We start from the raw sequence: 26,086 nt of genomic DNA, 5'->3' as shown, positions 1-26,086 counted from the left end.
TTCTCGAGCATTCATCTCCCGTTTCGCCTCGGTCCTCGCGGGATGGGTTAGCCTGAACCCGTCGTCATACAGACGGGAGAGGCTGATGGAGCGAACACCGAGCATCCGAACCATGGACGCTCTCGGTCGTCACGTCCTTCGGCATTGCCCGCAGGGATGCCGCGGTGCTGCCGCGCGCGAGAGGCGCCGTCTGTAGACGGCGCTTTTTTTCGTCCCTGCGAACACTCTTCCTCCTGCACGACGTCGTGTGAGTCGAGAGTGCCGGGAAGCCGTCCCGGCGGATCGAGAGGATGACGAATGCGCACACTGGTCCTGAACGCCGGATACGAGCCGCTGGCGATCGTGTCCTTCAAGAGAGCCCTCGTCCTGGTGATGAACGACAAGGCGACGGTCATCGAGAGAGTCGAGGACGACCCTGTCTGGGGTACCCACGGCGTCTACGATCGCCCGGCGGTGATCATCCTCTCCCGCTACGTGCGCGTCCCCCTCAGCCGTCGCGTGCCGGTCACGCGACGTGGCGTGCTGCGGCGTGACGGGCATCGCTGCGGATACTGCGGCAAGGCCGCTGCGACCATCGACCACGTCCTGCCACGGTCGCGTGGCGGCGCGGACTCCTGGGAGAACCTCGTCGCGTGCTGCCTGCGCTGCAACAACCTCAAGAGCAACCGCACCCCGCAGGAGATGCGGTGGCAGCTGCGGTTCACGCCGCGACCGCCGCACGGAACGGCATGGACGGTACGCGGGGTGGAGCGCAGCGATCCTCGGTGGGAACCCTACCTCGCCCTCGCCGCGTGACGGACGGCGCGAGGGCGCGCAACCCTGGTCCCGTAGACTGGGTTGCGCGCCCTCGTAGCTCAGCAGGATAGAGCAGCCCTCTCCTAAAGGGCAGGTCGCAGGTTCGAATCCTGTCGAGGGCACTCCCGCTTCCGCACGCGTCAGGGGCGCCCGCGCCGCCAGAGCTTCGACGGCCACCAGATGGCCTTGCCGATGTCGTACGCGAGCGCCGGCACGAGCAGCGAGCGCACCACGAAGGTGTCCAGCAGCACTCCGAACGCGACGATGAACGCGAGCTGCACGAGGAAGAGGATCGGGATCACCGACAGCGCCGCGAAGGTCGCCGCCAGCACCAGGCCCGCGGAGGTGATGACGCCTCCGGTGATCGAGAGCCCGCGCAGGATGCCCTCCCTCGTCCCGTGCTGCTTCGACTCCTCCCGCACCCGCGTCATGAGGAAGATGTTGTAGTCGATGCCCAGGGCGACGAGGAACACGAACCCGTAGAGCGGGACGGCGGGATCGGCGCCGGGGAAGTCGAAGATGCCGTTGAACACGAGTGCCGAGACCCCCATGGCCGTACCGAAGGACAGCACCGTCGTAAGGATCAGCAGCACCGGCGCGAGGATCGAGCGCAGCAGCAGCATGAGGATGATCATGATCACGACGAGGATCACCGGGATGATGAGGTTGCGGTCGTGGATGGACGCGTCGTTCGTATCGATCGAGGTGGCCGTCACCCCGCCCACCACGGCGCCGAGGTCATCGAGCTCTCCCCGCAGCTCGCGCACGGTGGAGGCCGCGGCCGCAGAGTCAGCGGCGTCCGTCAGCGTCGCCTGCAGGAGCACCTGACCGTCGACCGTCGTGGGCTCGGGAGCCGGGGTCCCGGGAGGGCCGACGGCTGTGATCCCGTCTGCCGTCACCGGCGCGGATCCGCTCGGCGAGTCGGCCGCGGTGACGGTCACCCCGTCGATCCCGTCGTTCGCGAGGAGCACGTCGGCGGCATCCTGCAGGTTGTCCTCGTCGACGATCACGGAGACCGGGCTCCCCGAGCCGCCGGGGAAGTGCTCGCCGAGCGCGACCTGGCCGTCGCGCGCCTCGGAGGCCCCGAGCACGAGGTCGGACTGCGGCACCCCCTGAGCGTCCAGCTGGGTGACCCCGGCCGCGCCCGCGAGGAGGACGAGCGTGGTCGCGATCCAGATCACGCGCGGGCGCTTCTTGATGAGGCCGGACAGTCGTGCCCAGAGGCCGGTGGTGCGCATGCCGTGCTCCTCGGCAACGACCGCGGGTTCGAAGCGGGGACGCCGCGGCCAGAAGACCGCGCGCCCGAACAGCAGCAGCAGCGAGGGCAGGAGCGTGAGCGCGGACAGCATCGCGAACACGATGCCGATCGCCGCGACCGGGCCGAGGGTGCTGTTCGACTTCAGATCGCTGAGCAGCAGGCACAGGAGTCCCGCGATCACGGTGCCCCCGGAGGCGACGATCGGCTCGACGGACCCCTTCCACGCGGCGAGGAGCGCGACGCCCTTGTCCTGCGAGACCCGCAGCTCCTCCCGGAACCGCGCGACGAAGAGCAGCGCGTAGTCGGTGGCGGCGCCGATCACGAGGATGAAGAGGATGCCCTGGGTCTGCCCGCTGAGCAGCAGGATCTCCCACTTGGCCAGCCACCAGACGACGAGGAGCGCGACGCACAGGGCGAACAGGCTCGTGGAGAGCACGACGAGCGGCAGCAGGAACGAGCGGTAGACGAGCACGAGGATCACGAGCACGGCGAGCAGGGCGACGCCGAGGAGGAGGCCGTCGATGCCGGCGAACCCCGCGGCGAGGTCGGCCGTGAAGCCCGCAGGACCGGTGATGTAGACCGTGATGCCGTCCGGCACCGCGGCGCGCAGCTCATCGCCGAGAGCGGTGGTGGCATCGCTGAGCTCGGCGTCGCCGTCGATCGGGATGAAGGCCTGCACGGCGCGGCCGTCCTCGGACGGCAGCGCCGGGGAGACGTCGTCCGCGACGCCCTCCACGTCCGGCGCGTCGGCCACCGCGTCGGAGATCGCTTCGAGCTCGGACGGCGTCAGCTCCTCCTCCGAGGTGAACACCGCGATCGCCGGGATGGCGTCGCTGTCGGTGAACTCGCCGAGGAGCTGCTGCACGGTCGTGGCGTCCGCGGACTCCGGGAGGTAGGTGGTCTGGTCGTTCGACGACACCTCGTCGACCTTCCCGAACAGCGGACCGCCGAAGGACGCACCCGCGAGCCACACCAGGATGAGGGCGACGGGCAGGAACACCCGCAGCCAGGAATGGCGGCGGGTGCGCTCGCGGGTCGGCGGCGTCGGTGCGGGGGCGGGGCGGGACATCGGGGTCCTTTCAGGCGGGCGGTCGGGGAGGGTGCGACGGGTCAGGAGACCCAGGCGAGGATGAGGATCATCGTGGCGAGGAAGCCGGCGATGTAGTTGAGCGCGATGAACCGGCGCCAGGCGCGGTTCGTGCCGGCCGAGGTCTCGTCGGTGACGTTCCACCACGGCGCGGCGTTGACGATGTAGGGCAGCGCCAGCACGGCGGCGAGCGGTCCGGGCCAGGGGGTCAGCAGCATCGCGGCGCCGGCGATCGTCCAGAGCACGAGGGAGAGCCGGACGGTGGCCCTGGCTCCGATCACGGTCGCGATGGACGAGATGCCGCCCTCGCGATCGGGTCCGATGTCCTGCACGGCGCCGAAGGCGTGGGCCGCCATGCCCCAGAGGAAGAAGGCGACGAGGACGAGGACGGCGGTCGTCGTGACGGGGGCTCCGGCGAGGGAGAGGCCGACGAGGGCGGGGCTGACGAAGTGGGTGCTCGAGGTCACGGAGTCCAGGAAGGGACGCTCTTTGAAGCGCAGCGCCGGTGCCGAGTAGGCGAGGACGGCGAAGACGCTGACGGCGAGCCACAGCCAGGATGCCGGGGTACCGACCGCGAACAGGTACACGAGGAACGGCACGTTCGTGACCGCCGCCGCCCACAGCGTCGCGCGGTGGATCCGCGGGGACAGCAGGGCGCCCTCGATCCCGCCCTTGCGGGGGTTGGCCAGATCGGAGGCGTAGTCGAAGACGTCGTTGATGCCGTACATGGCGAGGTTGTACGGGACGAGGAAGTACAGCGTGCCGATCACGAACGTCGCGTCGATCTCCCTGGTGCTCAGCAGGTAGGCGGCGGCGAAGGGGAAGGCGGTGTTGATCCAGCTGATCGGTCGGGAGGAGAGCACGATCTGGGCGATGTCGCGGCCGAGGTCCCCGGTGCGGGACGTCTGATCGGTCATGCCTGCTCCTCCATCCGGGCGGCGGCGCGCGTCCGGGAGCGGCGCCCGCGGAGGGCGGTCCACAGCGCGGGGAGCAGCAGCACCCCGGCCAGCGGGTAGGCGAAGTCCTCGATCGGGGCGAGCCCGATGTGCAGGCCGGCGAGCGGGCCGGGCGCGTAGTGGAAGAGGCCGGTGGCGATCATGACGGTGTCGAACACGGCGGTCAGCACGAGGAGGGCGAGGGCTGTCAGCGCGAGCGCGCCGAGGTGCGGGGTACGGCGTGCGGCGACGCCGAGGGCGACCGCGGCGAGGGCGGCGACGGCGAGGAACACGGCGGACAGCTGCAGGTAGGTCATCGCGCCGCTCCTTGCGCCTGGGAAGTGCCATGGCGGCGCTCCAGGAGGCGCACCGCGCCGCCGTAGAGCACCATCGTGCACACGACGAGGAAGACGAGGAAGATCGGCTCTTCGAGAGGGAGTTCGGGAGCCAGGACGATGCCCGTGGCGATCGCCGCCTCGCCGCGGAAGAAGATCCCCGCCGCGATACCGGCCACATCCCAGACGAGGAAGAAGGCGAGGCCGACGGCGGTGACGACGGCCGCCGCCACGGCGTCGCGCCAGAAGAACAGGCGGAACCGCCAGTCCAGCAGGAGCATGCAGCCGAGGGAGACGAGCAGGGCGGCCAGATAGATCGCGCCCATCATGCCCGCTCCGCGCTCGTCGGCCGTGGGGCGGGCTCCGGCAGCGGACCGGGGGAGTGGTCGCCCCGGATGCGCTTGAGCACGATCTCGGCGCTGATGAGGCACATCGGCACGCCCACACCGGGGGCAGTGGTCGCTCCGGCGTAGTACAGCCCCTGCACGCGGCGGGAGGCGTTCTGCGCGCGGAACATGGCACTCTGCGAGAGGATGTGCGCGGGCCCGAGCATCCCGCCCCGCCAGGAGTGGTAGTCGTCGCGGAAGTCGGCAGGCCCCACGGTCTCCCGGACGACGATCCGCTCCCGAAGGTCGGGGATCCCCGCCCACGTCTCGATCATGTCGATCGCGGCGTCCGCGGCCTTCTCGACAGCCGCGGAGCCGGCGCCGTCGCTTCCCCCGTGCCCGAGATCGACGTCGGCCGGCACCGGCACCAGCACGAAGAGGTTCTCGTATCCGTCCGGCGCAACCTCGGCATCGGTGGCGCTGGGGCGGCAGACGTAGGTGGACGCCGGGCTGGGGACGGCAGGGGTGCGACCGAAGATCGCGTCGAAGTTCGCATCCCAGTCGTCGGTGAAGAAGAGCGAGTGATGGGGGAGCTCGGGCAGGGCGCCGCGGACGCCGAGCATCACGAGCACGCCGCCGGGCCCGCTCGTGCGCCGCGCCCACCAGGACTCCGGGTAGGACTGCAGCGTCGGGGGCAGCAGCGCCGTCTCCGTGTGGTGCAGATCGGCGCCGGAGACGACGATGTCCGCGTCCTCCACATGGTGGTGGCCGTCGCGGTCCGTCCAGCCGACCCCGGTCGCATGGGTCGCGCCGTCGGCATCCTGGGTGCGGATCCCGGTGACCTCCGCGCCGGTGACGATCCGGGCGCCGGCATCTTGGGCCAGCGCCGCCAACCGTTCGACGACGCGCCAGAAGCCGCCCTGCGGATACAGCACGCCCTGGTCGAGGTCGAGCGCGCTCATCAGGTGGTACATCGCCGGGGCCGTCCGGGGATCGGTGCCGAGGAAGACCGCGGGGTAGCCCAGGATCTGGCGCAGCACCGGGTTCCGGAAGCGGCGGGCGGCGAAGGCCTGGAGGCGCGTGCCGAGCAGCGAGAAGAGCCGAGGGAGCGCGCGCACCACCTCGGGCGCGGCCAGCGTCCTGGTCCTGGTGAACGGGTTGTAGAGGAAGTACCTCCTCGCCATCGCCCCGGCATCGTGGGCGGAGGCGAGGTAGGTGCCGAGCGCGGCAGCGGAGCCGGGTTCCATCGACTCGAAGAGCGCCGAGACGGCGTCCCGTCCGGCGGGCACCGTGACCGGAGCGTCGCCGGACTCGGGGGAGCGGAAGACGCGGTACCCCGGGTCGAGCAGGGTCAGATCGAGCTGCTCCTCGGTGCTCGTGCCCATCATCGCGAAGTAGTGGTCGAACACCTCGGGCATGAGGTACCACGAGGGGCCGGAGTCGAATCGGAAGCCATCGCGCTCGATGGTGCCCGCCCGTCCGCCGACGCGGTCGTTCTTCTCCAGCACCACGACGTCGTGGCCGTCGCGTGCGAGCAGCCCGGCCGTGGCCAGGCCGGCCACCCCCGCGCCGATGATGACGACGCGGCTCATCGGTCCCGCTCCAGGCTCGTGACGACGACGGCACGCGCGGCGAGCAGCGCCTTGATCGGATCCGGCACGCGGACCCGCCGGCGGTACAGCTCCGCGGACGGCGTCCGCGCGACCTTCCGGGTCAGGGCGGCGAAGAGGGCGAGGGCGCTGCGCACCGCGGCACGCGCGTCCTTCGGGAGCAGCGGGATCGCTGCTCTCGCGTCGGCGAGCTGACGGTGGACCGTGTCGACCCAGGCGTCGCGGTCGGCATCGGTGAGACGAGCTGAGCCGCCGAGGTAGCCGCGCTGCAGGCGGTCGGTGTCGTCGGCCAGATCGCGGAGGAAGTTCACGTTCTGGAAGGCGGCTCCCAGCCGCCGAGCCCCGCGCTCGAGGATGTCGAGCTCGGCCGGCGTCCGCGTGGCGTCGCGGAGGAAGACCCGCAGGCACATGAGGCCCACGACCTCCGCCGACCCGTAGACGTAGGCGGCGTGCGCGTCGGCGTCGTAGGCCGTGAAGCCGGAGTCACCGGCGATGTCGGCGCGCATCGAGTCGAAGAACGGCCGCGTGAGCTCCTCGCCGATCCCGCACGCGCGCGCCGTCCGCGCGAACGCGTGCAGGATGAGGTCGCTGCTGTAGCCGGTCCGCATCGCCCGATGGGTCTCCGCGATGTACGAGTCCAGGGCGGTCGCCTGGGCGCCCGCGTCGAGCCCGGCCTCCGCGGCGACACCGTCGACGATCTCGTCGGCGATGCGCACCATGGCGTAGATGTTGCGGACGTGCTGACGGTGGCGTCGACCGAGGAGGCGAGTGGCCAGGCCGAATGATGTCGAATAGGTGCGGATCACGTCGGAGGTCGCGATCTCGGCGGTGCGGCTGAAGCGGCGCAGCGCCGCGTCGTCGCGATGCTCGGCGGGGGTCGCGGTCATCGGCTGCGGCCCTCGATCCGGTCGGCGAGCGCGAGGACGACGCGCCCCGCGTCGGCGGAGAGCGTGCCCGCCTCCTCGGCTTCCGCGAGGACTGTCGAGACGGCGGTCAGCTGCTCCTCCACGAGTCCGCGGACGAAGCCCTCCGCACCGCACTCGCGGAGGCGGTCGCGCATCTCCGCCGCGTCGTCGATGCTGAGGTCGGTGGCCCCGAATCGCAGTTCGATGCCGGGCCAGTGGCTGGTCATCCGCGCGTAGGCGATGATCGCGGTCTCCTTGCCCTCGCGGAGGTCGGAGTAGGGGTCCTTGCCGTGCGTGTCCGGGTCTCCGAACACGGACAGCAGGTCGTCCTGGAGCTGGTAGGCGAGCCCGAGGTGGCCGCCGATCTCGGTCAGCTGCTCCTCGGCTGCCGTCGACGCCCCCGACAGGATGGCCGCCGCGCGGAGGGGGAGGACGAACGAATAGGCGGCCGTCTTCGACGCGCTCGTGGAGAGGATGGTGCGGAGGTCGGCCGCGATGATGCCGTCGCTGAGGGCCACGTCCGAGTACTCGCCCGCGACGGTCTCGAACACCGTCGTCTCGAGGAGGGCGAGGAGCCGCTCCCGTCGCGCGGCGGGGATGTCGGCGCGGGCGAACCCGAGCACGGCACTGGACAGGAGGAGGTCTCCGAGGAGGATGGCGCTCGACCGGCCCCAGTGCAGGGCCGCCTCGCCACCGGCGTCGGGGCGACGGGAGACGAGGGAGCCGATGAGGTTGGGGCGGCGGCGGCGCGTGAGGTCGCCGTCGATCACGTCGTCGTGCAGGAGGAACGCGAAGTGCAGGAGCTCGACATGAGCGGCCACGTCGATCGCCCGCGCGGTGTCCTTCGCCGTGAGGGGAGCCGCGGTGAGTGCGGACAGCAGGTCCATGAGCATGCGCGGACGCAGGAGCTTCCCGCCGAGGGCGTGCTCTGCCGCCGTGTGCCACAGCGCGGCGAACTCCGCCCCGTAGTGCTCGGCGGCGACCGTGCGCTCAGCGAAGCGTCGTCGCAGCACCGCCTCGATGCGGGTGCCGAGGTCTTCCTCTGTCACGGTGACGGCCATGGCTCAGACCTCTCCGTGTCGTCGGAGGAGCGGGAGCTGCTCCGCGAGCCAGGGGCTGAAGGCGAAGGGGGTGCGGATGACCGCGGCGAGCAGGTCGTCCACATCGACCCATTCCCATTCCGCCACCTCGTCGGGATTCGCGGCGGGCTGCCCGTCGATCACGGCGACGTGCACCGGGCAGATCTCGTTCTCCACGATGCCGCTCGCGTCCACGGCGCGGTAGCGGTAGTCGGGGAGCGCGAGCCGGACGTCGCTGACCTGGACCCCCAGCTCCTCGGAGCCGCGTCGGCGCACCGCCTCGATCATGTCCTCGCCGGGCTGCGGGTGACCGCAGAAGCTGTTGGTCCAGACACCCGGCCACGTGCGCTTGCCGAGGGCGCGACGGGTGACGAGCAGGCGTCCCTCCCGATCCTGCACGTAGCAGGAGAAGGCGAGGTGGAGGGGCGTGTCGGTCGTGTGGACTTCGCTCTTCGGCAGGATGCCGACGGCAGTCCCGTCTTCGGCGAGGAGTGTGACGTTGTCCATGGCGCCCTCTCGTCTTTTAGCTAACCTGGCGAAATATCAACTTAGCATGAAGCTGTTGGTGTGTAACATGATCGCATGCACTCCGAGCCCCGCACCACCCCGGTCGCCGAGGCGCCGGCGACCGCGGGGCCGGACGACCTGACCCATGGCGCGATCTACGACGTCGAGGCCAGCGATCCGCGCAGCACGCTCATCGACCGCTCTGGCGTCGCGCCGGAGGATCTGCGGCAGATCGCTCGCGTCATGGAGGCGCTCGGCGGATTGCGCGACGCCGAGCAGCGGCTGTCGCAGGCGTCGCGCCGGTACATGCAGCTGAACGAGACCGACATGCGGGCGCTGCACTATCTGATCGTGTGCGCGAATCGGTCGCTGGTGGCGACCCCCAGCGGGATCGCCCATCACCTCGGGGTCTCGACCGCGGCGACGACGAAGCTGCTCGACCGGCTCGAGAAGGGCGGGCACATCCGGCGCTCGCCGCATCCCACCGACCGACGAGCCCTCGCGATCACGATCACTCCGGAGACCAGGCACGCCGCGATGGAGACGGTCGGGCGGCAGCAGGCCAAGCGCTTCTACGCGGCCGCGCGGTTGTCGGCGGCGGAGCGCGATGTGGTGATCCGGTTCCTCCAGGACATGACGGAGGAGATCACCCTGCGTGACGAGCCGTGGGCCACGCAGGGCGTACACGAAGATCCCGCCCGACCGTGAGGTGGGGCGGGACCGGATCAATGAGCGGCGCGGTACGCGTCCAGGATGGGGGCCGGAACTCGTCCCCGCTCCGAGAGCGTGTACCCGTTCTCCTTCGCCCAGGCGCGGATCGCCGCGACCTCGGGGTTGCGTGAGGGCCGCTTCCGCGACGAGGAGGAGGACGAGGAGCGCCCTCCGCCGGTGGACGCACCGGATCCCGCCCGACGCCCGGCCGTGATGTACGGCTCGAGGGCCTGACGCAATTCCTCGGCGTGCGCGGAATTCAGATCGATCTCGTAGGAGGTGCCGTTCAGCGAGAAATGCACGGTCTCGCCTTCTCCGACCTCCAGGACGGTGCCGTCGATATCGTCGACCAGCTGGTGCACAATTCGTCTCGCCATGACGGCGACTTTATCGCGGCGGCGGGAATGCGCACAACAAAGGCCGCTCCTTCATGGCCCCGTATGACGCGGTCGTGGAGAATTCCGATTCAGGGAAGCAGGCCCGCGCGACGTGCTTTGGTCACGGCGGCATGCCGCGTCGACGCGTCCAATTTCGACATCGCGGTGCCGAGATAGGCCTTGACGGTGCCTTCCCGCAGACCGAGGTGCGCGGCGATCTCCGCATTCGTCGATCCCAGGGCGGCGCACGCGAGGACGTCGGTCTCGCGCGGGGAGAGGTGGATGACGGGGACGGGACCGGTCGTCGTCGGGAGGTCGTCACCGGCGAGGGTCAGCAGTCGGCGCTCGACCTGCGCCAGCCGCGCGCGGATGCCGGCGTCGTCCACGGTGGCGGCGATGCTGCGCAGCTCGGCGAAGCTCTCCCGCAACTCCTCGCGCTGGGCCGGCGCGACCGTTGCGGGCGACGGGGACGCGGCCCGCAGACGGCGCTGCACCTCGTCCCGGATGCGCAGCTCATCGGCGACGGATTGGGCGACCTGCATCGCCGGTGCCGTCGTCACGCCGCCGATCCTCTCCTCGGCCCAGGCGCCGGCATAGAGCACGCCGCGCGGGCGCCCCTGGACGACGATCGGCAGGGCGAGCAGCGTCCGCAGGCCTTCGCCGAGCACGAAGACGTCGTAGTCGTGGGTGATCTGGCGGGAGGAGCCGTAGTCGCTCGTCATCCGCGGGCGCAGCTCCATCATCGCCCGCCCGCCGAGGCCGCGCTCGGGGCGCACGCGGAGCCCGTCGAGAGCACGCGTGCGGGCACCGACGATGCTCGTGACGCTCACGACGCCCTCTTCGATCAGCCCGCCGAACGCGACGGGGAAGCGCGTGCGCCGCGCGAGCTCGCGCACCGCGTTGGCGACGAGCTCCGCCTCGGATTCGACGGTGATCGGAGAGCTCACGAATACCTACTTTCGGGGGTGACGGCACCGTTCCCCGTTTCGTAGCGTCGACCCTACCACTCGGGCGGCGACAGCCGCGCGTGCAGCGGACATGTGGCAAGGAGGCCCCATGAGCGAACAGGTTCCGACCCCTCAGAACGGTGCGATCGATTACGTCGCCGTCGAGCAATCCCCTCGATTCCTGCGATTGAAACGGACGCAGCGCTCTTTCATCTTCCCCCTCGCCGCGTTCTTCCTCGTGTGGTATTTCGTCTACGTGCTGCTGGCGGCATTCGCCCGCGATTTCATGGCGCAGCGCGTCTGGGGGGATATCACCGTGGGGCTGCTGTTCGGGCTCGGACAGTTCGTGACGACATTCGCCATCACGATGGCGTATGTCGCCTTCGCGAATAGGAAGCTCGACCCGCTGGCATCGGAGATCCGCGAAGAACTCGAGAAGGCGCAGGCGGACGCATGACCATCATCCGCACGGCCACCGAGGATGTGGCACTCGACATCAATCCGGTATTCAACATCTCGATCTTCCTCGCTTTCGTCGCGGTGACGTTGTTCATCGTCATCCGCGCCAGTCGGAACAACAAGACGGCCGCTGACTACTACGCAGCCGGTCGTTCCTTCACCGGGCCCCAGAACGGATTCGCGATCGCCGGCGACTATCTCTCCGCCGCGTCGTTCCTCGGCATCTGCGGCGCCATCGCGATCAACGGGTACGACGGATTCCTCTACTCCATCGGATTCCTCGTCGCCTGGCTGGTGGCGCTGCTGCTCGTGGCGGAGCTCATGCGCAACACGGGCAAGTTCACGATGGCGGACGTGCTCTCGTTCCGCTTGAAGCAGCGCCCGGTGCGGATGGCTGCGGCGATCACCACGCTCGCGGTCTGCTTCTTCTATCTCCTCGCGCAGATGGCGGGGGCGGGCGGCCTCGTGTCCCTGCTGCTCGGGATCGACGGGCGCGTCGGGCAGTCGGTCGTCATCGCCGTCGTCGGCATCCTCATGATCGTCTACGTGCTCATCGGCGGCATGAAGGGCACCACCTGGGTGCAGATCGTCAAGGCGGTGCTCCTCATCGGCGGTGCCCTGGCGATGACCATCTGGGTCCTCGCGATCAACGGCTTCAGCCTGAACACCCTCCTGGAGGCCGCGGTGGCCAACTCCGACAAGGGTGAGGCGGTCCTGGCGCCCGGTCTGCAGTACGGCGCCAACCCGTGGGACTTCCTGTCGCTGGGCATGGCCCTCGTGCTCGGCACTGCGGGTCTGCCGCACGTGCTCATGCGTTTCTACACCGTGCCGACGGCCAAGGAGGCACGGCGTTCGGTGGTGTGGGCGATCTGGCTGATCGGCGGGTTCTACCTGCTCACGCTGGTGCTCGGTTACGGAGCCGGTGCGCTCGTCGGGGCCGATGTGATCGCCGCGGCACCCGGGGGAGTGAACTCCGCTGCGCCGCTGCTGGCGTTGAAGCTCGGCGGTCCGGTGCTCCTCGGGTTCATCTCCGCGGTGGCGTTCGCCACGATCCTCGCGGTCGTCGCCGGACTCACCATCACCGCGGCGGCGTCGTTCGCCCACGACATCTACGCGAACGTCATCCAGAAGGGGCGCAAGGACGCCTCGGGGAAGCCGGTCGAGGCTGATCCCAACGGCGAGGTGCGGGTCGCTCGCCGGACCGTGATCGTCATCGGCATCCTCGCGATCGTCGGCGGCATCGGGGCGCAGGGGCAGAACATCGCGTTCCTCGTCGCGCTCGCCTTCGCGGTCGCGGCATCGGCCAATCTGCCGACGATCCTCTACTCGCTGTTCTGGCGCCGGTTCACGACGCGGGGCGCGGTGTGGAGCATGTACGGCGGGCTCGGTTCGGCGATCATCCTCATCATCCTGTCGCCCGTGTTCTCCGGCACGCCGACGTCGATGATCCCGGGGATCGACATCGCCGTCTGGCCCTTGAACAACCCGGGCATCGTGTCCATACCGCTCGGGTTCGCGCTCGGCTGGCTCGGGACCGTCACCAGCACGCGGCGCGAGTCTCCCGAGCTGGCGGCCGAGATGGAGGTGCGCTCGCTCACCGGCTTCGGCGCGGAGAAGGCCGTCGACCACTGACGCGACCTCCTCGGGTGCGGGCCCGGCGGCCTACTCGCCGGGCCCGCGCCCCAGGAGCGGGATTCATCGGGACTCGAGGTCCAGAAGGAAGCGCTTCCGTTCCGGATGGCCGCCGTAGTGCCCCGCGGAGCCGTCGGATCGCACGACCCGGTGCACGGGCACGATGATCGAGAACGGCGTGAGGCGGCACGCCGTCCCGACGGCGCGCGCGGCCCCCGGGCGGCCGGCGAGCACCGCGACCTCCCCGTAGCTCAGGGTCTGGCCCCAGGGGATGTCGCACACGGTGTGCAGCGCCGCCCGGTGGAAACCGTCCACGAGGCGCCAGTCGAGGCGGACGCGCTCGTCGAAGCGCACGGGCTCGCCGTCGAAGTAGGCATCGAGGAGCGGGACGAGCTCGTCGGCGGCGCCGGGCTCGGGCTCCGGGACGGCACCGAGCTGCCGCGACACGCTCTCGAGCAGCCACGGCACCTGCGGGTCTGCGGACTCGGAGAGGTCGAAGCGCACGATGCCCTCGTCGGAGAAGACCGCGAGGGCATCGCCGAAGGGCGTCGGAGCGAAGTCATAGCGGAAAGTCATGTCCCCATCCTGACCGGCCCGCTCGACACGAGAGAACCGGTCGCCGGCCCGGTCGCGCGTTCCGTGGACAACGTGAGCGCACGACCGTCCGGGGAGGAGCAGTCCGAGCGGGCGTCGTACCGGCTGTTTTTCACCGGAAACCCGCCGTGGATACCGATCTCCGGCGGTGTCGCGCCTAGGGTGTGAGTGTGTGGCGACGGGAAAGCAGGTCTGCGAACAGCACAGCGGTGGACAACGCTGTGTCCCTCGGCGACCTGCACGACTCGTCCACCGGAGTCGGCATCGCGCACGCCGCCGAGGCCGAGCGCACGCGCCTGCGGGCCGAAGCCGCCGATCTGGGCGGTCCTTCGCCGCTGAGCAGCTTCCGCGACGGGCCGGAATCCGGCATCGACATCTCCAAGGCGCACCCGGGTAGCCTCCCGCAGTTCATCACCGGCAAGTCGACGCTCCTGTCCAACCTCTTCCGCGACGAGGTGGGCCTGCGTACCGCGCGGCTGGCCGCCGAGCGGATCACGGCCAAGAACACCGAGCTGCGCACGGTCCGGGGGATCGAAGCCGTGCACCTCGCCGTCGGTGTCGCGCGGTGGCGCATCGGCGGGGCGACCTTCGCCGCCCCTGTCCTGCTGCGACCCCTCGCGATCCGCCGCCATCACACCGACTTCGAACTCAAGCTGCAGGGCGCCTTCGAGGTGAATCCGGAGCTCGTCCGGGTCGCCCGCGAGCACTTCGGGCTGTCGCTCGACGCCACAGCCCTCGCGGCGCTCGCTTACGACGGCGGCATCTTCAAGCCGCAGCCGGTGATCGACAGCCTTCGCGGTCTCACCCGATCGATCGAGACGTTCTCCGTCGAGCCTCGACTCGTCGTCTCCACCTTCGCCGACGTCGCGGGTGCCATGGCCCAGGACGGCGGCACCCTCGACCACCCGGTCCTCAACGCCCTCGGCGGCCACGTCGGCGATCGGGAGCAGGTCACGGCACCCCGGGCAGTTCCTCACCACATCGGCCCCGACGACCGCGCGCCCGCCTCGGACACGCTCCTCCTCGACGCCGATGCCGAACAGGAGGCGGTGCTGGCCCGCATCACCGCCGGTCACTCCCTCACCGTGGCGACGCTGCCGGGCACCGGCGGCACGCAGACCGTCATCAACGCGCTGGGCGAGCTCGTCCGTGCCGGCAAGAAGGTGCTCGTCGTCTCGGCGCGCCGGTCGACGCTCGACGGCGTGCGCCACCGCCTCGCCGGCATCGGCCTCGACAGCCTCGCGGTGTCCCCGGCGAGCCTGCGCCGCGACCTCGTCCGGGCGATCGGCAGGAACGAGAAGGCGACCGCGCCCAAGGTGAGCGAGGTCGACGACGCGCTCGTGCGGCTGCGCACGGTGCTCCGCGACTACCGCGACGCTCTGACCGTCCCGATCCCCGGCCTCGACGCCTCCGTCCTGGACGCGACCAGGCACCTCACCCGCCTCGCGTCGCTGCCGGTCCCGCCGTCGACCACGGCCCGCCTGAGTGTGGACGCCCTGCGCCGGCTCGCGAAGGACCGCAGGGACGCGGCCGCCGCCCTGGCGCACGCCGCGCGGCTCGGCGAGTTCCGCGTCGGCCCGAACGATTCGCCCTGGTACGGCGTGACCTTCGGCAGCACCGAAGCCGCCCGCGCCGCCCACGAGCTCGCCGGGCGCCTCCATGCCGTCAGCGTGCCCGCCCTGCTGGAGCGCGGCTACGAGCTCATCGCGCAGACGCACATGCGACCGTTCTCGACGATCGACGAGCTCGGCGACTACCTCGAGCTGCTGCAGGGCATCCGCGACACCCTGGACCGGTTCAGCCCGACGGTGTTCGAGCGTCCGCTCGGGGAGCTCATCCAGGCGCACGGCTCGCGCCGGGACGCGCCCGGGATGTCCGGAGCCAACCGTCGCCGCCTCCGCCGTCTCGCCAAGGAGTACGTCCGCCCCGGCGTGCACGTGACGGAGATGCACGAGGCGCTGCTGCGCATCCAGACCCAGCGCACGCAGTGGCAGCGCTACGTCGACGCGGGCGTCGCGCCGGAGATCCCGCTCGGCCTCGCCGACGTGTTCGCCTCCTGGCAGCGGGTGGAGGCCGAGCTGGCCGAGCTGGATGCCGCTCTCGGCCGCCGCGAGCCGCTGTCCTCGCTGCCGGTCGCGCGACTCGTGCGCATGCTCGCGGGCCTCGCGGCGAAGTCCGACGTCTTCGAGAACCTCGTCGAGCGCGCGCAGCTGCGTGACAAGCTCGCCCTCCTCGGCCTGGAGCCGCTGCTGACCGAGCTCTCGGTGCGCCACGTCTCCGAAGCCCGGGTGGGGGACGAGCTCGAGTTCGCCTGGTGGCAGTCCCTTCTCGAGCGCGCGCTGCAGGACAACCGGGCGCTGCTCGGAGCGAACACGGCCGTGGTCGACCGCCTCGAGCGCGACTTCCGGCTGGTGGACGAGGCGCACGCGGCGATGGCGGGACCGCTGCTCGCCTGGCAACTCGCGAACCAGTGGCGCATCGCCATCGTCGACGAGCCCGAGCAGTCGCAGAACCTGCGCCGGGCCCTGACCCAGTCCGCGACGACGGCCGCCGAGGTCGTCAGCGCCGCACCGACGCTCGTCGACGTCCTGGCTCCGGTCTGGATCTCGTCGCCCTACCTCGTCCCGGAGATCCCGGACGCGGTGGAGTTCGACACCGTGCTCCTCGTCGACGCCGCGGCCATCAACCTCGCCGAGGCGGCCCCGGCGATCCGCCGTGCCCGGCAGGTCGTCGCCTTCGGAGACCCGGTCACGCAGCGGCCCTCTCCCTTCCGCATCGCGGTCGACCCCGCGGAGGACTGGGAGGAGGAGGTCCCGTTCGACGAGGTCTCCGTCTTCGAGCGGCTGTCCGAGCTGTTCCCCGTGATGACGCTGACCCGGAGCTACCGTGCCGGCGGCGAGGATCTCGCGGAGCTCATCAACGACGCGTTCTACGGCGGCGAGATCGTCTCCCTTCCGTGGGCGGGGTCGTACCTCGGCCGCGGCAGCCTCACCGTCGACTACGTCGAAGGCGGCACCGGGACGCCCGATCCCGTGTCCGGCGCCGTCGAGAGCCCGGACGCCGAGGTCGCCCGCGTCGTCACGCTCGTCGTCGAGCACGCCGTGCACCGCCCGACGGAGTCGCTCATGGTGGTCACCGCCAGCACGCGTCACGCGGAGCGCGTGCGGGCCGCCGTGACCGCCGCCTTCGCCGGCCGTTCCGACGTCGCCGACTTCGTCGCCCGCGACACCGCGGAGCCGTTCGCCGTGCTCACGCTCGAGGAGTCCGTCGCCGAGAGCCGCGACCGTGTCATCTTCTCGCTCGGCTTCGGGCTCACCAAGCACGGCCGCGTCCTCAGCGACTTCGGCGACCTGTCCACGCCGGACGGCGAGCGGCTGCTGACCGTCGGGATGACCCGGGCGCGGCGTTCCATGGTGATCGTCTCGTCCATCCGCCCCTCGGCCTTCGACGACGGGCGTCTCGAGCACGGCGCGGCTACGCTCATGTCGATCCTCGGCGGTCTCGCGGCCCGCGCCCGCGACGCGCGCCTGGAGGATCTGGCCGACCCGCTCACGCTCGCGCTGGCCAGGGAGCTCCGGCGTCTCGGGGCCTCCGTCGACGTCGACTACCGAGGGCTCCTGCCGCTCGTGGCGCAGCACAATGGCAAGGCCGTCGTGATCGAGTCCGATCCGGAGTCCCGGGGGGAGTCCCTGCGCGAGACGCTCCGGCTGCGCCCGCATGTGCTCCGCCGCCTCGGCTGGCACTACGTCCGCGTCCACGCGTTCGACCTCTACAGCGACCCGCGCACCGTGGCGTCCCGGATCGCGACGGTGCTCGGCATCTCGGAGTCGGCCCCGCGCGCGGAGAACGACACGCAGCCCCTCGACCTCGGCGACCACCGGAATGACTGACGGCCGTGACGAGCCGCGTCAGCGGGTCGTCCGGGTGCCGGGCTCCCGGCGGGCGCGCCTGACGCCGGTCGAGGGCAGCGACCCGGCGCCGGAGGTCCCGGAGGGCCAGGCGCCGCGCCGGTCGGCCCCGGGTGACCCGAAGGGGCCCAATGACGACCAGCTCCTCCGCGACGTGCCTCCGCACTACTGAGGCGGCCGCACCCGGAACGAGAAAGACCCACGGCCCTCCGAGGAGAGCCGTGGGTCGTGAGCGCGGTGCGGTCAGACGCCGCGCGGACCCTGCTGGGTCTTGAGCAGATCGCGGATCTCGACGAGCAGCTCCGCCTCGGTCGCGGCGGCCGGCTCTTCCTCCGGCTCCTCGGCGGGCGTGCCCTTGCGTGCCTCGACGTGCGCCTTGAAGGTGTTCATCGGCAGCACGAAGACGAAATAGACGACCGCGGCGACCGCGAGGAAGCTGATGATCGCCGAGATCAGGTCGCCGATCGGGAAGACGACCTCTTCGCCGTAGATGTTGGTGACAGGGATGCCGAAGTTCCCGGCCGCATCGGCCTTGAGGAAGAGCGCGATGAGCGGGTTGATGATGCTGTTCACCACGGCCGTCACGACGGCCGTGAAGGCGGTGCCGATGACGACCGCGACGGCCAGATCGATGACGTTCCCGCGGAGCAGGAAGTCCTTGAATCCTTTGAGCATGGAAACCCCCAAGTCGACTGGGCCTCAGTTCGAGGCGGGAGTCGACGCAGCAGCCGGTTTGGCGCTCGTCGTCGAATCCGACTTCGATGATGCCGAAGCATCCTTCGAACCCCCGGATTTGGCGCGCGAGTCCGTGCGATAGAAGCCGGAGCCGTTGAAGGTCACGCCGATCGAGCCGTACTGCTTGCGCAGCGCGCCACCGCACTCGGGGCAGACCGTGAGCGCGTCGTCGGAGAAGCTCTGGACGGCGTCGAACTGGTGCCCGCACGCGGTGCAGGCATAGGCGTAGGTGGGCATGGCGGTCCTTGCGGGTCAGCGTCGCCGAGGCGACAGATGCAGCGTCTGCGACGGGGTCACGATGCCGTCGACCGGTTGGTCGTGCACCTCGCGCGGCAGTTCGTCGAGTACCTCGGAATCATAGATCACCGCGTACACCGGAGGGCATTTCTCCATGGAGCCGATGGTCTTGTCGAAGTAGCCGCGGCCCCAGCCCATGCGCATCCCCGAAAGGTCGACGGCGGCGGCGGGGACGATCATCAGATCGACGTCGTTCACCGCGATCGGCCCGAGCACCTCGCCGGTGGGCTCGGGCAGCCCGTGGAGGCCTTCCGCGATCTCGTCGGTGTCGTCGGCGACCGCCCAGTCCAGCAGTCCGTCGGAGCGGGTGACCGGGAGGAGGACCCGGATCCCGCGGCGGACCGCGCGGGTGACGAACTCCCTGGTGCCCGGCTCCGTGGTGGTGGAGAGGAAGCAGGAGACGGAGCGGGCGCCGAGCTCGTCGACGAGGGCGTCCAGCCGTTCGCCGATCGCCGTGGCAGCGGCTTCGCGCTGCGGATCGGACAGAAGCTGACGCCGCTCGCGCAGCTCCGCGCGGAGGGCTCGCTTGGCGTGCTCGACGTCGTTAGCCATGGTCCGAGTCTAGGGCGGCCCCCACCGGTAGGCTGTGGGAATGGCTCACGAGAAGATCAAGGCTGTCATTCCCGCTGCCGGGTTGGGGACACGATTCCTGCCCGCGACGAAGGCGATGCCGAAGGAGATGCTCCCCGTCGTCGACAAGCCGGCGATCCAGTACGTCGTCGAGGAGGCGGCGAACGCCGGGATCGAGGACATCCTCGTGATCATCGGGCGCAACAAGAACGCGATCTCCAACCACTTCGACTCCGTGCCGGAGCTCGAGGTGAAGCTCATGGAGAAGGGCGACACGGGTCGCCTGGAGCGCGTGATGAAGTCGAGCGACCTCGCCGACATCCACTTCGTCCGCCAGGGCGAGCCCAAGGGTCTCGGCCACGCCGTGCTCCGCGCTCGGACGCACGTCGGCGACAGCTCGTTCGCGGTGCTGCTCGGCGACGACCTCATCGATGAGCGCGACCCGCTGCTCACGGAGATGATCGCGGAGCACGAGCGCACGGGCGCCGCCGTCATCGCCCTCATGGAGGTCGACCCGGACAGCATCCACATGTACGGGGCCGCCGCCGTCGAGCCGATCGAGGGGTCGGACGCCGTTCGTGTCACGGGCCTCGTCGAGAAGCCCGCGAAGGAGGACGCCCCGTCCAACCTCGCGATCATCGGACGCTACGTGCTCCCCGCATCGGTCTTCGAGATCCTCGAGCGGACCGAGCCCGGCAAGGGCGGAGAGATCCAGCTCACCGACGCGCTGCAGGAGCTCGCGACGGCGGACGGCGGTCCCGGCGTGGTCGGCGTCGTCTTCGGAGGCCGCCGCTACGACACCGGCGACCGCGTGGACTACATCAAGGCGATCGTGCAGCTCGCGGCCGACCGCGACGACCTGGGCTCGGAGCTGCGCCCCTGGCTCAAGGACTTCGCGGAGCGCCTCTAGGCGCCTCGCGGTCGTCGGAGGTGCGGCGTGGAGCTGTCGACGGGGATGCGGCACGGACCGGTCGAGCTGCGTCTGATCCGGACGAAGGACGCGCGGCCTCTGCAGCAGGAGCTGCTCGCGAACCGCGCGTGGCTGCAGCCGTGGGAGGCGACGATCCCGCACGGGGCGGTCTCCTTCGACATGCGGGTCAGCATCCGTCGGCTGCTCCAGCAGTACCGGGACGGCGGCGGCTACCCGTTCGTCATGGAGTACGACGGTGAGGTCGCCGGGCAGCTGAACGTCTGGGGTGTCGCCCGGGGCTCGCTGTGCTCGGCGACGATCGGGTACTGGGTGAGTGAGCGCTTCGCGGGGCGGGGGATCACCCCGACCGCGGTCGCGCTCGCCACGGACGCCTGCTTCACGGAGTACGGGCTGCATCGGATGGAGATCTGCATCCGGCCCGAGAACGCCGCGAGCCTTCGCGTGGTCCAGAAGCTCGGCTTCCGGTACGAGGGGCTGCGCCGGCGATACATCCACATCGACGGGGACTGGCGCGACCACTATGCCTTCGCCCTCACGCAGGAGGAGGTCCCTCAGGGCGTACTCGCCCGGTGGATCCACGGACAGGTGCCGCCGCACGCGGCGACGATCCCGCCGGCGGACCGCATCAGCCTCTGACATCGCCCGTTGCGGAAGGACACGCCGCGACACGCGCCCCTACTGCACGGCGCGGCCGGTCCGCCGCCGTTACCGTTGTCCTATGGACGGGCCGGTGCTGAGCGGGGGAGTGATCGTGCTCGTCGCCGTGCTCCTGTGGATGCTGTACCTGCTGCCCTCTTGGCGCGGGCGCTTCCAGTACAACGCGGCCGAGCGGAACGCCGTGCGGCTCAATCAGGCGCTGCGGATCCTCGCCGAGACGAGCGAGACGCCCAGCGAGGTGCACATGGAGCTCAACGCCCGTACCGTCGTGGCCCAGCAGAAGCTCGCGAAGCGGCTGCAGGCCCAGCGGGAAGCCGCGGAACTCGAGGCCCTCCGCCAGGAACTCGCCGCCACGCGCGCCGATCCCGTGATCCGTCGCGCCCGTGCCCGCCGACGCGTGCGGCTGACGGCGACCGGCGCGCTCGTCATCGGCCTCGCCGCCGTCGGGCTCGGCATCTGGCAGCTCCTGGCCACCGGGGGAGCCGTGCTCCTCTGGAGCGGTGGGGTGGCAGCCCTCATCGCCACCATCGTCCTGCAGCGGATGGCCGCGGTCGCTGTGCGCGCTGCCCGACGTCCGCAGCCCGCGGCCGTCGAGACCGTCGCGGAGAGGGTCGCTCCGACCCTGCATGACCAGGGGCCCGCCACCTGGACCCCGCGTCCGCTCCCGGAGCCGATGGTGTCGGTGTCGGGATCGCGCGCCCAGGCGGCTCGCGCCGAGATCGATGCACAGGAGGAGCGCCGCAAGGCCGCTCGGGTCGCCGCGCTCCGTGCCCGCGCCGAGGAGATGGCGCCGGCAGCGCCCGTCAGCCTCCCGGCAGCTCCGGCGGCATCGGCGGAATCCCCGTACGCCCGCATGGGCTTCGTCGACGACGCGGAGATCGAGGCGCATGTCCGCCAGCTCCTCCAGCGTCGGGCCGCGGGTTGACGGCAGCGGTGAGCGCGGTTCTCCACCGCTGACACCAGACGCGCGCGAGTGTCGCTCCTCGCGTCCCGCCCGCTCGGGGCCGTAGAGTCGTGGGATGGGAACCATGCAGTACGGCTCCGGCAGCGAGATCCAGATCGAGGACCGCGCCCTGGCCCATCTGAAGGTCGCGATCGCGACCAAGCTCCGCCGGAACGAGAGCTTCACACTGTCCTGGAAGCACCCCGACGGCGACGTGCCGGGACGTTCGACGATCTGGCTGCATCCGTCGATCCCGCTGCGCTTCACCTTCTCGGAGCCGGAGACGCCGGAGCTGAACGTGAAGTGGATCCAGGCCCTCATGGTCGAGGCGAGCTCGTCGGGAGGCATCAGCCTCGTGGACGAGGTCGTCGACGGTCCCGCCGACTGAGCGCCTCCGCTACTCGGCGGGGTACGCCTGCGCAGTGAGCTGCCGGGCGAGGTGCGCGGCGTTGCGGGTCGCGGTCGCGATCGCGGAGCTCACGGCCTCCGGGGTCTCGTCGAGGTCCTTGTAGTCCACGGTCTGCATGGCCTCGCCGTTCCAGTACACCGACGTCTGGGCCGGGATCGTGTAGCCGATGTCGTTCAGCGCCTGGAAGAGGATCGCGGAGATGTGGTGCGCGCCGTCCTCGTTCCCGAGGACACCGGCGATCGCGACCTTGTCGAAGAGGATCGGGCGGCCCTGCTCGTCCGTCTCGCCGAGCTCGGCGTCCAGGCGCTCCAGCACGCGCTGGGCGACGCTCGAGTGCTGTCCCATCCACGTCGGCGTGACGAAGACGAGGATGTCGGCATCGAGGACGCGCTGACGCAGGCCCGGCCACTGGTCGCCGTCGCCCATGTCCTTCTCGACGCCGGGACGGATGTCGAGGTCGACGGCACGGACGAGCTCACCCGTCACCCCGTGCTCGGCAAGGGCATCGAGCAGCTGACGCGCGAGCAGATCGGAGCTCGACGACGCGGGGGAGGGCTTGAGGGTGCAGGAGATCGCGAGGGCGGTGAGGGAGGTGTCCATGCTCCGACTCCACCAGAGATCCGGGCGGCGGCACAGGGCCTTCCCGGGGCCGGGCTATCCTGGTAGAGCACCGACGACAGGAGATCCCGTGATCCTCAGCTTCCTCTTCTTCATGATCATGTTCCTCGGAGGCTTCTGGCTGCTGGGGATCGCCCACGAGATGCCGGACACGCTCGCCGCGCTCACCTTCGTCGGCGGCATCCTGCTCGTCTCGCTGGCTCTCGGGTTCGCGATGCGTCAGCGCGGTTCTGCCACGCGTCGCTCCAAGAACTGGACCGGCAGCCCGACCGAGTGACCAGCGCGGGGCGGCGCCCCACGCTCACCGTCGCCGGGCGAGCCTCGCTTCGAGGTTCGCCCGCACCGCGGGCCATTCCGGCTCGATGATGGAGTACTCCACGCTGTCGCGGAGTGCGCCGTTGCGGTAGCGGCTCATGGCCCGCATCACGCCGTCCTGCTTCGCTCCCAGCCGTTCGATCGCGGCGCGGGACTGGAAGTTCACCCACTGGGTCGTCAGCCCGACCCGGAACACCCCCAGCGTCTCGAAGGCGTGGCGGAGGAGCAGCAGCTTCGATTCCGCATTGGTGCCCGTGCCGTGCGCGGACGGGCGATTCCAGGTGTATCCGATGTGCAGCCGGGGGACGTCGGCGACGATGTCGTAGTACGACGTGAGGCCCAGCACACGGCCGGCGGTGTCGAAGGCCGTGAAGGGCACCATCTCGCCGGTGGCGACGAGCCCCAGGCGGCGGTCGACCTCAGCCACGACGCCGTCGGGCGCCGGAACCGAGGTGTACCAGGCCGTCTTCCACAGGTCGCCCTCGGTGACCGCTTCGACGAGTCCGTCGACGTGCGACCGGTCGAGAGGGCGGAGCTCGACGAGCTCGCCGGTGAGAGTGACGGGGGCGGGGGCGACGAGGAAGGCCATGAGGTCATTCAACCAGCGTCCCCCGCCGTCCCCGGTCATCAGGCGGCGGACTCGGACGGGTTCTTCCGGAGGAGCACACGCTGGAACGCGAGGACGATCTCGATCGTCACGTCGAGTTCGAACGCCAGGCTGGCCAGGTGGGTGCCGCGGAGCTGCTCCGCCGTTGCGTACGCCGCGGGCGTGATCAGACATCGCGCGGCCCACTCATCGGCCTGCCGCTCCTGTCGCGCGCGGAAGGTGGCTTGCCGTGTGGGCTGATGGCCGAGGTGGGCGTGGCCGAGTTCGTGGGCGAGCACGCTGCGCGCGGTACGCCGGCTCATCCCCGGAGCGAGCCGGATGGTCCGGGTGACGGGTTGGAAGCCTCCGGGGGTGGGACCTGTGCGTTCGATCACGCGGAGACCGAGCTCGTCGGCCAGACGGAGGAGATGCTGCATGGGCCTCCGTCCGGTCGGTGTCGTCTACTCGTAGAGGTCGTCGGTGTCCGTCTCGCGGGCGGATCCGGATTCGAAGGCGACCTCGCGGGTATTGTCGCGCGGGGCGGCGACATCCGTGCGGCGCCGGAAGGGTGTGATGATCGCCGACATGCCGTCGGCGGCCAGGCGCTCCTCGGCCCGGGCGACGAGGACGTGCGGCTCGATCCCGAGCGTGGCGCACACCGCGTAGACCACGGGGACGGGAATGGCGCGCTTGCCCGTCACGTAGTTGTCCAGCGCGCTCCGGGCGATGCCCACGTCGCGCGCCATGGCGGCGATGCTGCTGCGTGCCGCCGCGATCTCCGCCCGCATCTGACGACCGATCGCCTCGTTGAACTGCTCGGCTGGTGTCTTCATCCGGCTCACCTTAGCAGCGGGCCGACAGCAGGATGCCGTCATATTGGTGGGTTATGCGAGTGTGGGTGTCCGTGCGTGGCGGTACCGTAGGCGTATGGGGACAGAATTGCGTCATCTGATGGCATCAGCGGTGGAGGCGGCGCGATTGCACGCCGGAGTGTCATTCATGGACCTCTCGGAGCAGGCGGGGATCGCACCTCCCGCCCTGGCAGACCTCCTCGAGGAGCGCGCGGACTTCACGATGGAGGATGTCGCGGGGATCGCGATGGTCCTCGGCGTCCCCGTCACGTGCCTGCTTCCCGGCGCGCCCTGAGGCGGGGCCCGCTCGTGCCACGGGCGGGCGGGACGCGATGAAGTAGCGTGGGCGCATGAAGACCGTTTCCTTCGGATCGACGACCGCTCCGGCCCTGATCGCCGGGATGATGCGCATCGACAGCCTCGACGACGAGCAGATCCGCGCGCTGTACACGACCGCACGCGACGCCGGGATCGACTTCTTCGACCACGCGGACATCTACGGCGGCCAGATGCATCACTGCGAGGAACGATTCGCGGATGCCCTCCAGCTCGGCGGCGCGGAGCGCGACGAGATCGTGCTGCAGACCAAGTGCGGCATCGTGCCGGCGCAGGGCATGTTCGATTTCTCCTACGACCACATCGTCGGGCAGGTGGAGGGCTCGCTCGCGGCCCTCCGTACCGACCGCATCGATGTGCTCCTGCTGCACCGGCCGGACGCTCTGGTCGAGCCGGAAGAGGTGGCCCGCGCCTTCGACCACCTCGAGTCCTCGGGCAAGGTCCGGGCGTTCGGGGTGTCCAACCACACGCCCTCGCAGATCGAGCTGCTGAAGACCGCAGTGCGGCAGCCCCTGGTCGCGAACCAGCTGCAGCTGTCCCTCACGCACGCGCCGATCATCGCGCAGCCGGTGGCCGCGAACATGGCCGGGCACGATCAGAGCATCGGGCGCGACGGCGGCGGCGTCGTGGACTACTGCCGGATCCATGGCATCACCGTGCAGGCCTGGTCGCCCTACCAGAGCGGTTTCGGCGGCGGCGTCTTCCTCGGGCACCCGGACTACCCCGAACTCAACGCGGTGATCGAGCGTCTGGCCGGCGTCCATGGAGTGACACCGACCGCGATCGCCACCGCCTGGATCACCCGGCACCCCGCCGGGATGCAGGTCGTGCTCGGGACGACGACACCGCACCGCGTGCAGGAGGCGGCGGCGGGGGTGGACGTCGTGCTCACCCGCTCGGAGTGGTACGAGCTCTTCCGCGCCGCCGGACACCTGCTGCCGTGAACCCTCGGCTCCGGTCCGTGCGTCGTCTACCCTGAACCCATGCCGTTCCTGTTCTCGCTCCTGGTCATCGCGCTGATGATCGGTGCCCTGATCGACATCATCACGCGCGACGACTCGCAGGTGAAGTACCTGCCGAAGATGGTCTGGATCATCATCGTGATCCTCCTGCCGCTGATCGGCAGCGCGCTGTGGTTCGCGATCGGCCGCGAGTACGGGGAGGCCGGGGTCCCGCTCCCGCGGATGCGACGCGCCGAGCGCCCGACCTCCCCGACGACCACGGTCGCACGCCCCGCGCCGCCGGTCGACGTCCGCTCCACCGAGCAGCAGATCGCGGACCTCGACCGCGAGATCGAGGAGTGGCGGCTCCGCGAGGAGATCGAGAAGCGGCGTCGGGAGCGGGGAGACGACGCTCTTCCTTCGTCCTAGCCG

Annotated in this window: 32 protein-coding genes and 1 tRNA gene; 15 read left to right on the top strand and 18 right to left on the bottom strand. The window is 70.4% G+C overall.

All coding sequences use genetic code 11. The features are described from left to right. The first annotated feature begins 297 nt into the window (after positions 1–297). The gene (locus tag C6C15_RS12365) at positions 298–795 is read left to right on the top strand and encodes an HNH endonuclease (protein WP_060921795.1); all 498 of its coding nucleotides are present in this window, start codon (positions 298–300) and stop codon (positions 793–795) included. A 48-nt stretch (positions 796–843) separates the two neighbouring features. Continuing rightward, a tRNA-Arg gene (locus C6C15_RS12360) sits at positions 844–917 on the top strand. A gap of 18 nt (positions 918–935) precedes the next feature. Here C6C15_RS12360 and C6C15_RS12355 read toward each other — a convergent pair. Genes C6C15_RS12355 through idi form a run of 8 tightly spaced genes read right to left on the bottom strand, consistent with a single transcriptional unit; the run spans position 936 to position 8,837 of the window. Continuing rightward, positions 936–3,122, bottom strand: coding sequence for an MMPL family transporter (locus C6C15_RS12355; protein ID WP_105950252.1), 2,187 nt, complete (start codon positions 3,120–3,122; stop codon positions 936–938). Positions 3,123–3,163: 41 nt separating this feature from the next. Next, positions 3,164–4,057, bottom strand: coding sequence for a prenyltransferase (locus C6C15_RS12350; protein ID WP_060921793.1), 894 nt, complete (start codon positions 4,055–4,057; stop codon positions 3,164–3,166). Next, a complete protein-coding gene (locus tag C6C15_RS12345) occupies positions 4,054–4,392 on the bottom strand; it encodes a lycopene cyclase domain-containing protein (RefSeq protein WP_060921792.1) in 339 nt (112 codons plus the stop codon). Before C6C15_RS12345 ends, C6C15_RS12350 begins: the two co-directional genes overlap by 4 nt. Further along, complete coding sequence (locus tag C6C15_RS12340) at positions 4,389–4,736, bottom strand: lycopene cyclase domain-containing protein (RefSeq protein WP_060921791.1); 348 nt, start codon at positions 4,734–4,736, stop codon at positions 4,389–4,391. Before C6C15_RS12340 ends, C6C15_RS12345 begins: the two co-directional genes overlap by 4 nt. Continuing rightward, on the bottom strand, positions 4,736–6,328 hold the full coding sequence (gene crtI, locus C6C15_RS12335; protein WP_060921790.1) for a phytoene desaturase family protein: 1,593 nt from the start codon (positions 6,326–6,328) through the stop codon (positions 4,736–4,738). Before crtI ends, C6C15_RS12340 begins: the two co-directional genes overlap by 1 nt. After that, a complete protein-coding gene (locus tag C6C15_RS12330; protein WP_105950251.1) occupies positions 6,325–7,233 on the bottom strand; it encodes a phytoene/squalene synthase family protein in 909 nt (302 codons plus the stop codon). Before C6C15_RS12330 ends, crtI begins: the two co-directional genes overlap by 4 nt. Next, complete coding sequence (locus C6C15_RS12325; RefSeq protein WP_105950250.1) at positions 7,230–8,312, bottom strand: polyprenyl synthetase family protein; 1,083 nt, start codon at positions 8,310–8,312, stop codon at positions 7,230–7,232. The genes C6C15_RS12330 and C6C15_RS12325 overlap by 4 nt, the downstream gene beginning before the upstream one ends. A 3-nt stretch (positions 8,313–8,315) precedes the next feature. Further along, positions 8,316–8,837, bottom strand: a complete 522-nt coding sequence (gene idi / locus C6C15_RS12320; RefSeq protein ID WP_060921787.1) for an isopentenyl-diphosphate Delta-isomerase — start codon at positions 8,835–8,837, stop codon at positions 8,316–8,318. A 75-nt stretch (positions 8,838–8,912) separates the two neighbouring features. Here idi and C6C15_RS12315 point away from each other — a divergent pair, with 75 nt between their 5' ends. Further along, positions 8,913–9,545 (top strand): MarR family winged helix-turn-helix transcriptional regulator, encoded by a 633-nt coding sequence (locus C6C15_RS12315; RefSeq protein WP_105950249.1) that lies wholly within the window; start codon positions 8,913–8,915, stop codon positions 9,543–9,545. A 17-nt stretch (positions 9,546–9,562) separates the two neighbouring features. Here C6C15_RS12315 and C6C15_RS12310 read toward each other — a convergent pair whose 3' ends face one another. Beyond that, entirely contained in the window at positions 9,563–9,925 is a 363-nt protein-coding gene (locus C6C15_RS12310; protein WP_025105548.1) for a histone-like nucleoid-structuring protein Lsr2, read from the bottom strand. 89 nt (positions 9,926–10,014) lie between these two features. After that, complete coding sequence (locus C6C15_RS12305) at positions 10,015–10,872, bottom strand: LuxR C-terminal-related transcriptional regulator (protein WP_060921785.1); 858 nt, start codon at positions 10,870–10,872, stop codon at positions 10,015–10,017. A 109-nt stretch (positions 10,873–10,981) separates the two neighbouring features. On the opposite strand from C6C15_RS12305, the gene C6C15_RS12300 reads away from it, so the two are divergent. Further along, positions 10,982–11,329 carry a DUF485 domain-containing protein gene (locus C6C15_RS12300; RefSeq protein WP_060921784.1) on the top strand — a complete coding sequence of 116 codons (348 nt, stop codon included), beginning with the start codon at positions 10,982–10,984 and terminating at the stop codon, positions 11,327–11,329. Beyond that, positions 11,326–12,963, top strand: coding sequence for a solute symporter family protein (locus C6C15_RS12295; protein ID WP_060921783.1), 1,638 nt, complete (start codon positions 11,326–11,328; stop codon positions 12,961–12,963). Before C6C15_RS12300 ends, C6C15_RS12295 begins: the two co-directional genes overlap by 4 nt. Before the next feature lie 63 nt (positions 12,964–13,026). Here the strand turns inward: C6C15_RS12295 and C6C15_RS12290 are convergent, their stop codons facing one another. Then, positions 13,027–13,539 carry a methylated-DNA--[protein]-cysteine S-methyltransferase gene (locus tag C6C15_RS12290; RefSeq protein ID WP_105950248.1) on the bottom strand — a complete coding sequence of 171 codons (513 nt, stop codon included), beginning with the start codon at positions 13,537–13,539 and terminating at the stop codon, positions 13,027–13,029. Positions 13,540–13,766: 227 nt separating this feature from the next. Between C6C15_RS12290 and C6C15_RS12285 the strand changes: the two genes are divergently transcribed. Both C6C15_RS12285 and C6C15_RS12280 read left to right on the top strand, forming a co-directional pair. Continuing rightward, entirely contained in the window at positions 13,767–17,447 is a 3,681-nt protein-coding gene (locus C6C15_RS12285) for an ATP-binding protein (protein WP_060921781.1), read from the top strand. Next, positions 17,440–17,637, top strand: a complete 198-nt coding sequence (locus C6C15_RS12280; RefSeq protein ID WP_060921780.1) for a hypothetical protein — start codon at positions 17,440–17,442, stop codon at positions 17,635–17,637. Before C6C15_RS12285 ends, C6C15_RS12280 begins: the two co-directional genes overlap by 8 nt. 71 nt (positions 17,638–17,708) lie before the next feature. Here C6C15_RS12280 and mscL read toward each other — a convergent pair whose 3' ends face one another. From mscL to C6C15_RS12265, 3 genes are read right to left on the bottom strand one after another with little or no spacing between them, the layout of a single operon-like run. Then, a complete protein-coding gene (gene mscL, locus C6C15_RS12275) occupies positions 17,709–18,140 on the bottom strand; it encodes a large conductance mechanosensitive channel protein MscL (RefSeq protein ID WP_060921779.1) in 432 nt (143 codons plus the stop codon). Positions 18,141–18,164: 24 nt separating this feature from the next. After that, positions 18,165–18,437 carry an FmdB family zinc ribbon protein gene (locus C6C15_RS12270; protein ID WP_025105556.1) on the bottom strand — a complete coding sequence of 91 codons (273 nt, stop codon included), beginning with the start codon at positions 18,435–18,437 and terminating at the stop codon, positions 18,165–18,167. 15 nt (positions 18,438–18,452) lie between these two features. Then, positions 18,453–19,049 (bottom strand): 5-formyltetrahydrofolate cyclo-ligase, encoded by a 597-nt coding sequence (locus C6C15_RS12265; protein WP_060921778.1) that lies wholly within the window; start codon positions 19,047–19,049, stop codon positions 18,453–18,455. A gap of 40 nt (positions 19,050–19,089) precedes the next feature. On the opposite strand from C6C15_RS12265, the gene galU reads away from it, so the two are divergent. From galU to C6C15_RS12245, 4 genes are all read left to right on the top strand, one after another. After that, a complete protein-coding gene (gene galU / locus C6C15_RS12260) occupies positions 19,090–19,977 on the top strand; it encodes a UTP--glucose-1-phosphate uridylyltransferase GalU (protein WP_060921777.1) in 888 nt (295 codons plus the stop codon). A 45-nt stretch (positions 19,978–20,022) separates the two neighbouring features. Then, positions 20,023–20,634, top strand: a complete 612-nt coding sequence (locus C6C15_RS12255) for a GNAT family N-acetyltransferase (protein ID WP_060921801.1) — start codon at positions 20,023–20,025, stop codon at positions 20,632–20,634. 82 nt (positions 20,635–20,716) lie between these two features. Next, entirely contained in the window at positions 20,717–21,580 is an 864-nt protein-coding gene (locus tag C6C15_RS12250; protein ID WP_105950246.1) for a hypothetical protein, read from the top strand. Between the two features lie 94 nt (positions 21,581–21,674). Next, entirely contained in the window at positions 21,675–21,986 is a 312-nt protein-coding gene (locus C6C15_RS12245; protein WP_025105561.1) for a DUF7882 family protein, read from the top strand. 9 nt (positions 21,987–21,995) lie between these two features. Here the strand turns inward: C6C15_RS12245 and C6C15_RS12240 are convergent, their stop codons facing one another. Continuing rightward, a complete protein-coding gene (locus C6C15_RS12240; protein ID WP_105950245.1) occupies positions 21,996–22,607 on the bottom strand; it encodes a flavodoxin family protein in 612 nt (203 codons plus the stop codon). An 88-nt stretch (positions 22,608–22,695) separates the two neighbouring features. Here C6C15_RS12240 and C6C15_RS12235 point away from each other — a divergent pair, with 88 nt between their 5' ends. Beyond that, entirely contained in the window at positions 22,696–22,902 is a 207-nt protein-coding gene (locus tag C6C15_RS12235) for a hypothetical protein (RefSeq protein ID WP_025105563.1), read from the top strand. Between the two features lie 24 nt (positions 22,903–22,926). Here C6C15_RS12235 and C6C15_RS12230 read toward each other — a convergent pair whose 3' ends face one another. From C6C15_RS12230 to C6C15_RS12220, 3 genes are read right to left on the bottom strand one after another with little or no spacing between them, the layout of a single operon-like run. Further along, positions 22,927–23,529, bottom strand: coding sequence for a GNAT family N-acetyltransferase (locus C6C15_RS12230; RefSeq protein WP_105950818.1), 603 nt, complete (start codon positions 23,527–23,529; stop codon positions 22,927–22,929). Positions 23,530–23,567: 38 nt separating this feature from the next. After that, on the bottom strand, positions 23,568–23,963 hold the full coding sequence (locus C6C15_RS12225; RefSeq protein WP_105950244.1) for an ImmA/IrrE family metallo-endopeptidase: 396 nt from the start codon (positions 23,961–23,963) through the stop codon (positions 23,568–23,570). A gap of 24 nt (positions 23,964–23,987) precedes the next feature. Further along, entirely contained in the window at positions 23,988–24,359 is a 372-nt protein-coding gene (locus C6C15_RS12220; protein WP_234024145.1) for a helix-turn-helix domain-containing protein, read from the bottom strand. A 118-nt stretch (positions 24,360–24,477) separates the two neighbouring features. Between C6C15_RS12220 and C6C15_RS12215 the strand changes: the two genes are divergently transcribed. From C6C15_RS12215 to C6C15_RS12205, 3 genes are read left to right on the top strand one after another with little or no spacing between them, the layout of a single operon-like run. After that, on the top strand, positions 24,478–24,672 hold the full coding sequence (locus C6C15_RS12215) for a helix-turn-helix domain-containing protein (protein ID WP_105950242.1): 195 nt from the start codon (positions 24,478–24,480) through the stop codon (positions 24,670–24,672). 55 nt (positions 24,673–24,727) lie between these two features. Further along, positions 24,728–25,657 (top strand): aldo/keto reductase, encoded by a 930-nt coding sequence (locus tag C6C15_RS12210; RefSeq protein ID WP_105950241.1) that lies wholly within the window; start codon positions 24,728–24,730, stop codon positions 25,655–25,657. A 39-nt stretch (positions 25,658–25,696) separates the two neighbouring features. After that, positions 25,697–26,083, top strand: a complete 387-nt coding sequence (locus C6C15_RS12205; RefSeq protein ID WP_105950240.1) for a PLDc N-terminal domain-containing protein — start codon at positions 25,697–25,699, stop codon at positions 26,081–26,083. Positions 26,084–26,086 lie beyond the last annotated feature (3 nt).

The sequence above is a fragment of the Microbacterium sp. str. 'China' genome, assembly GCF_002993305.1.
In the GTDB taxonomy this organism is placed as follows: Bacteria; Actinomycetota; Actinomycetes; order Actinomycetales; family Microbacteriaceae; genus Microbacterium; species Microbacterium paraoxydans.
Note: the sequence above shows the minus strand (reverse complement) of the source record. Positions and strands in the feature narration are given on the sequence as shown.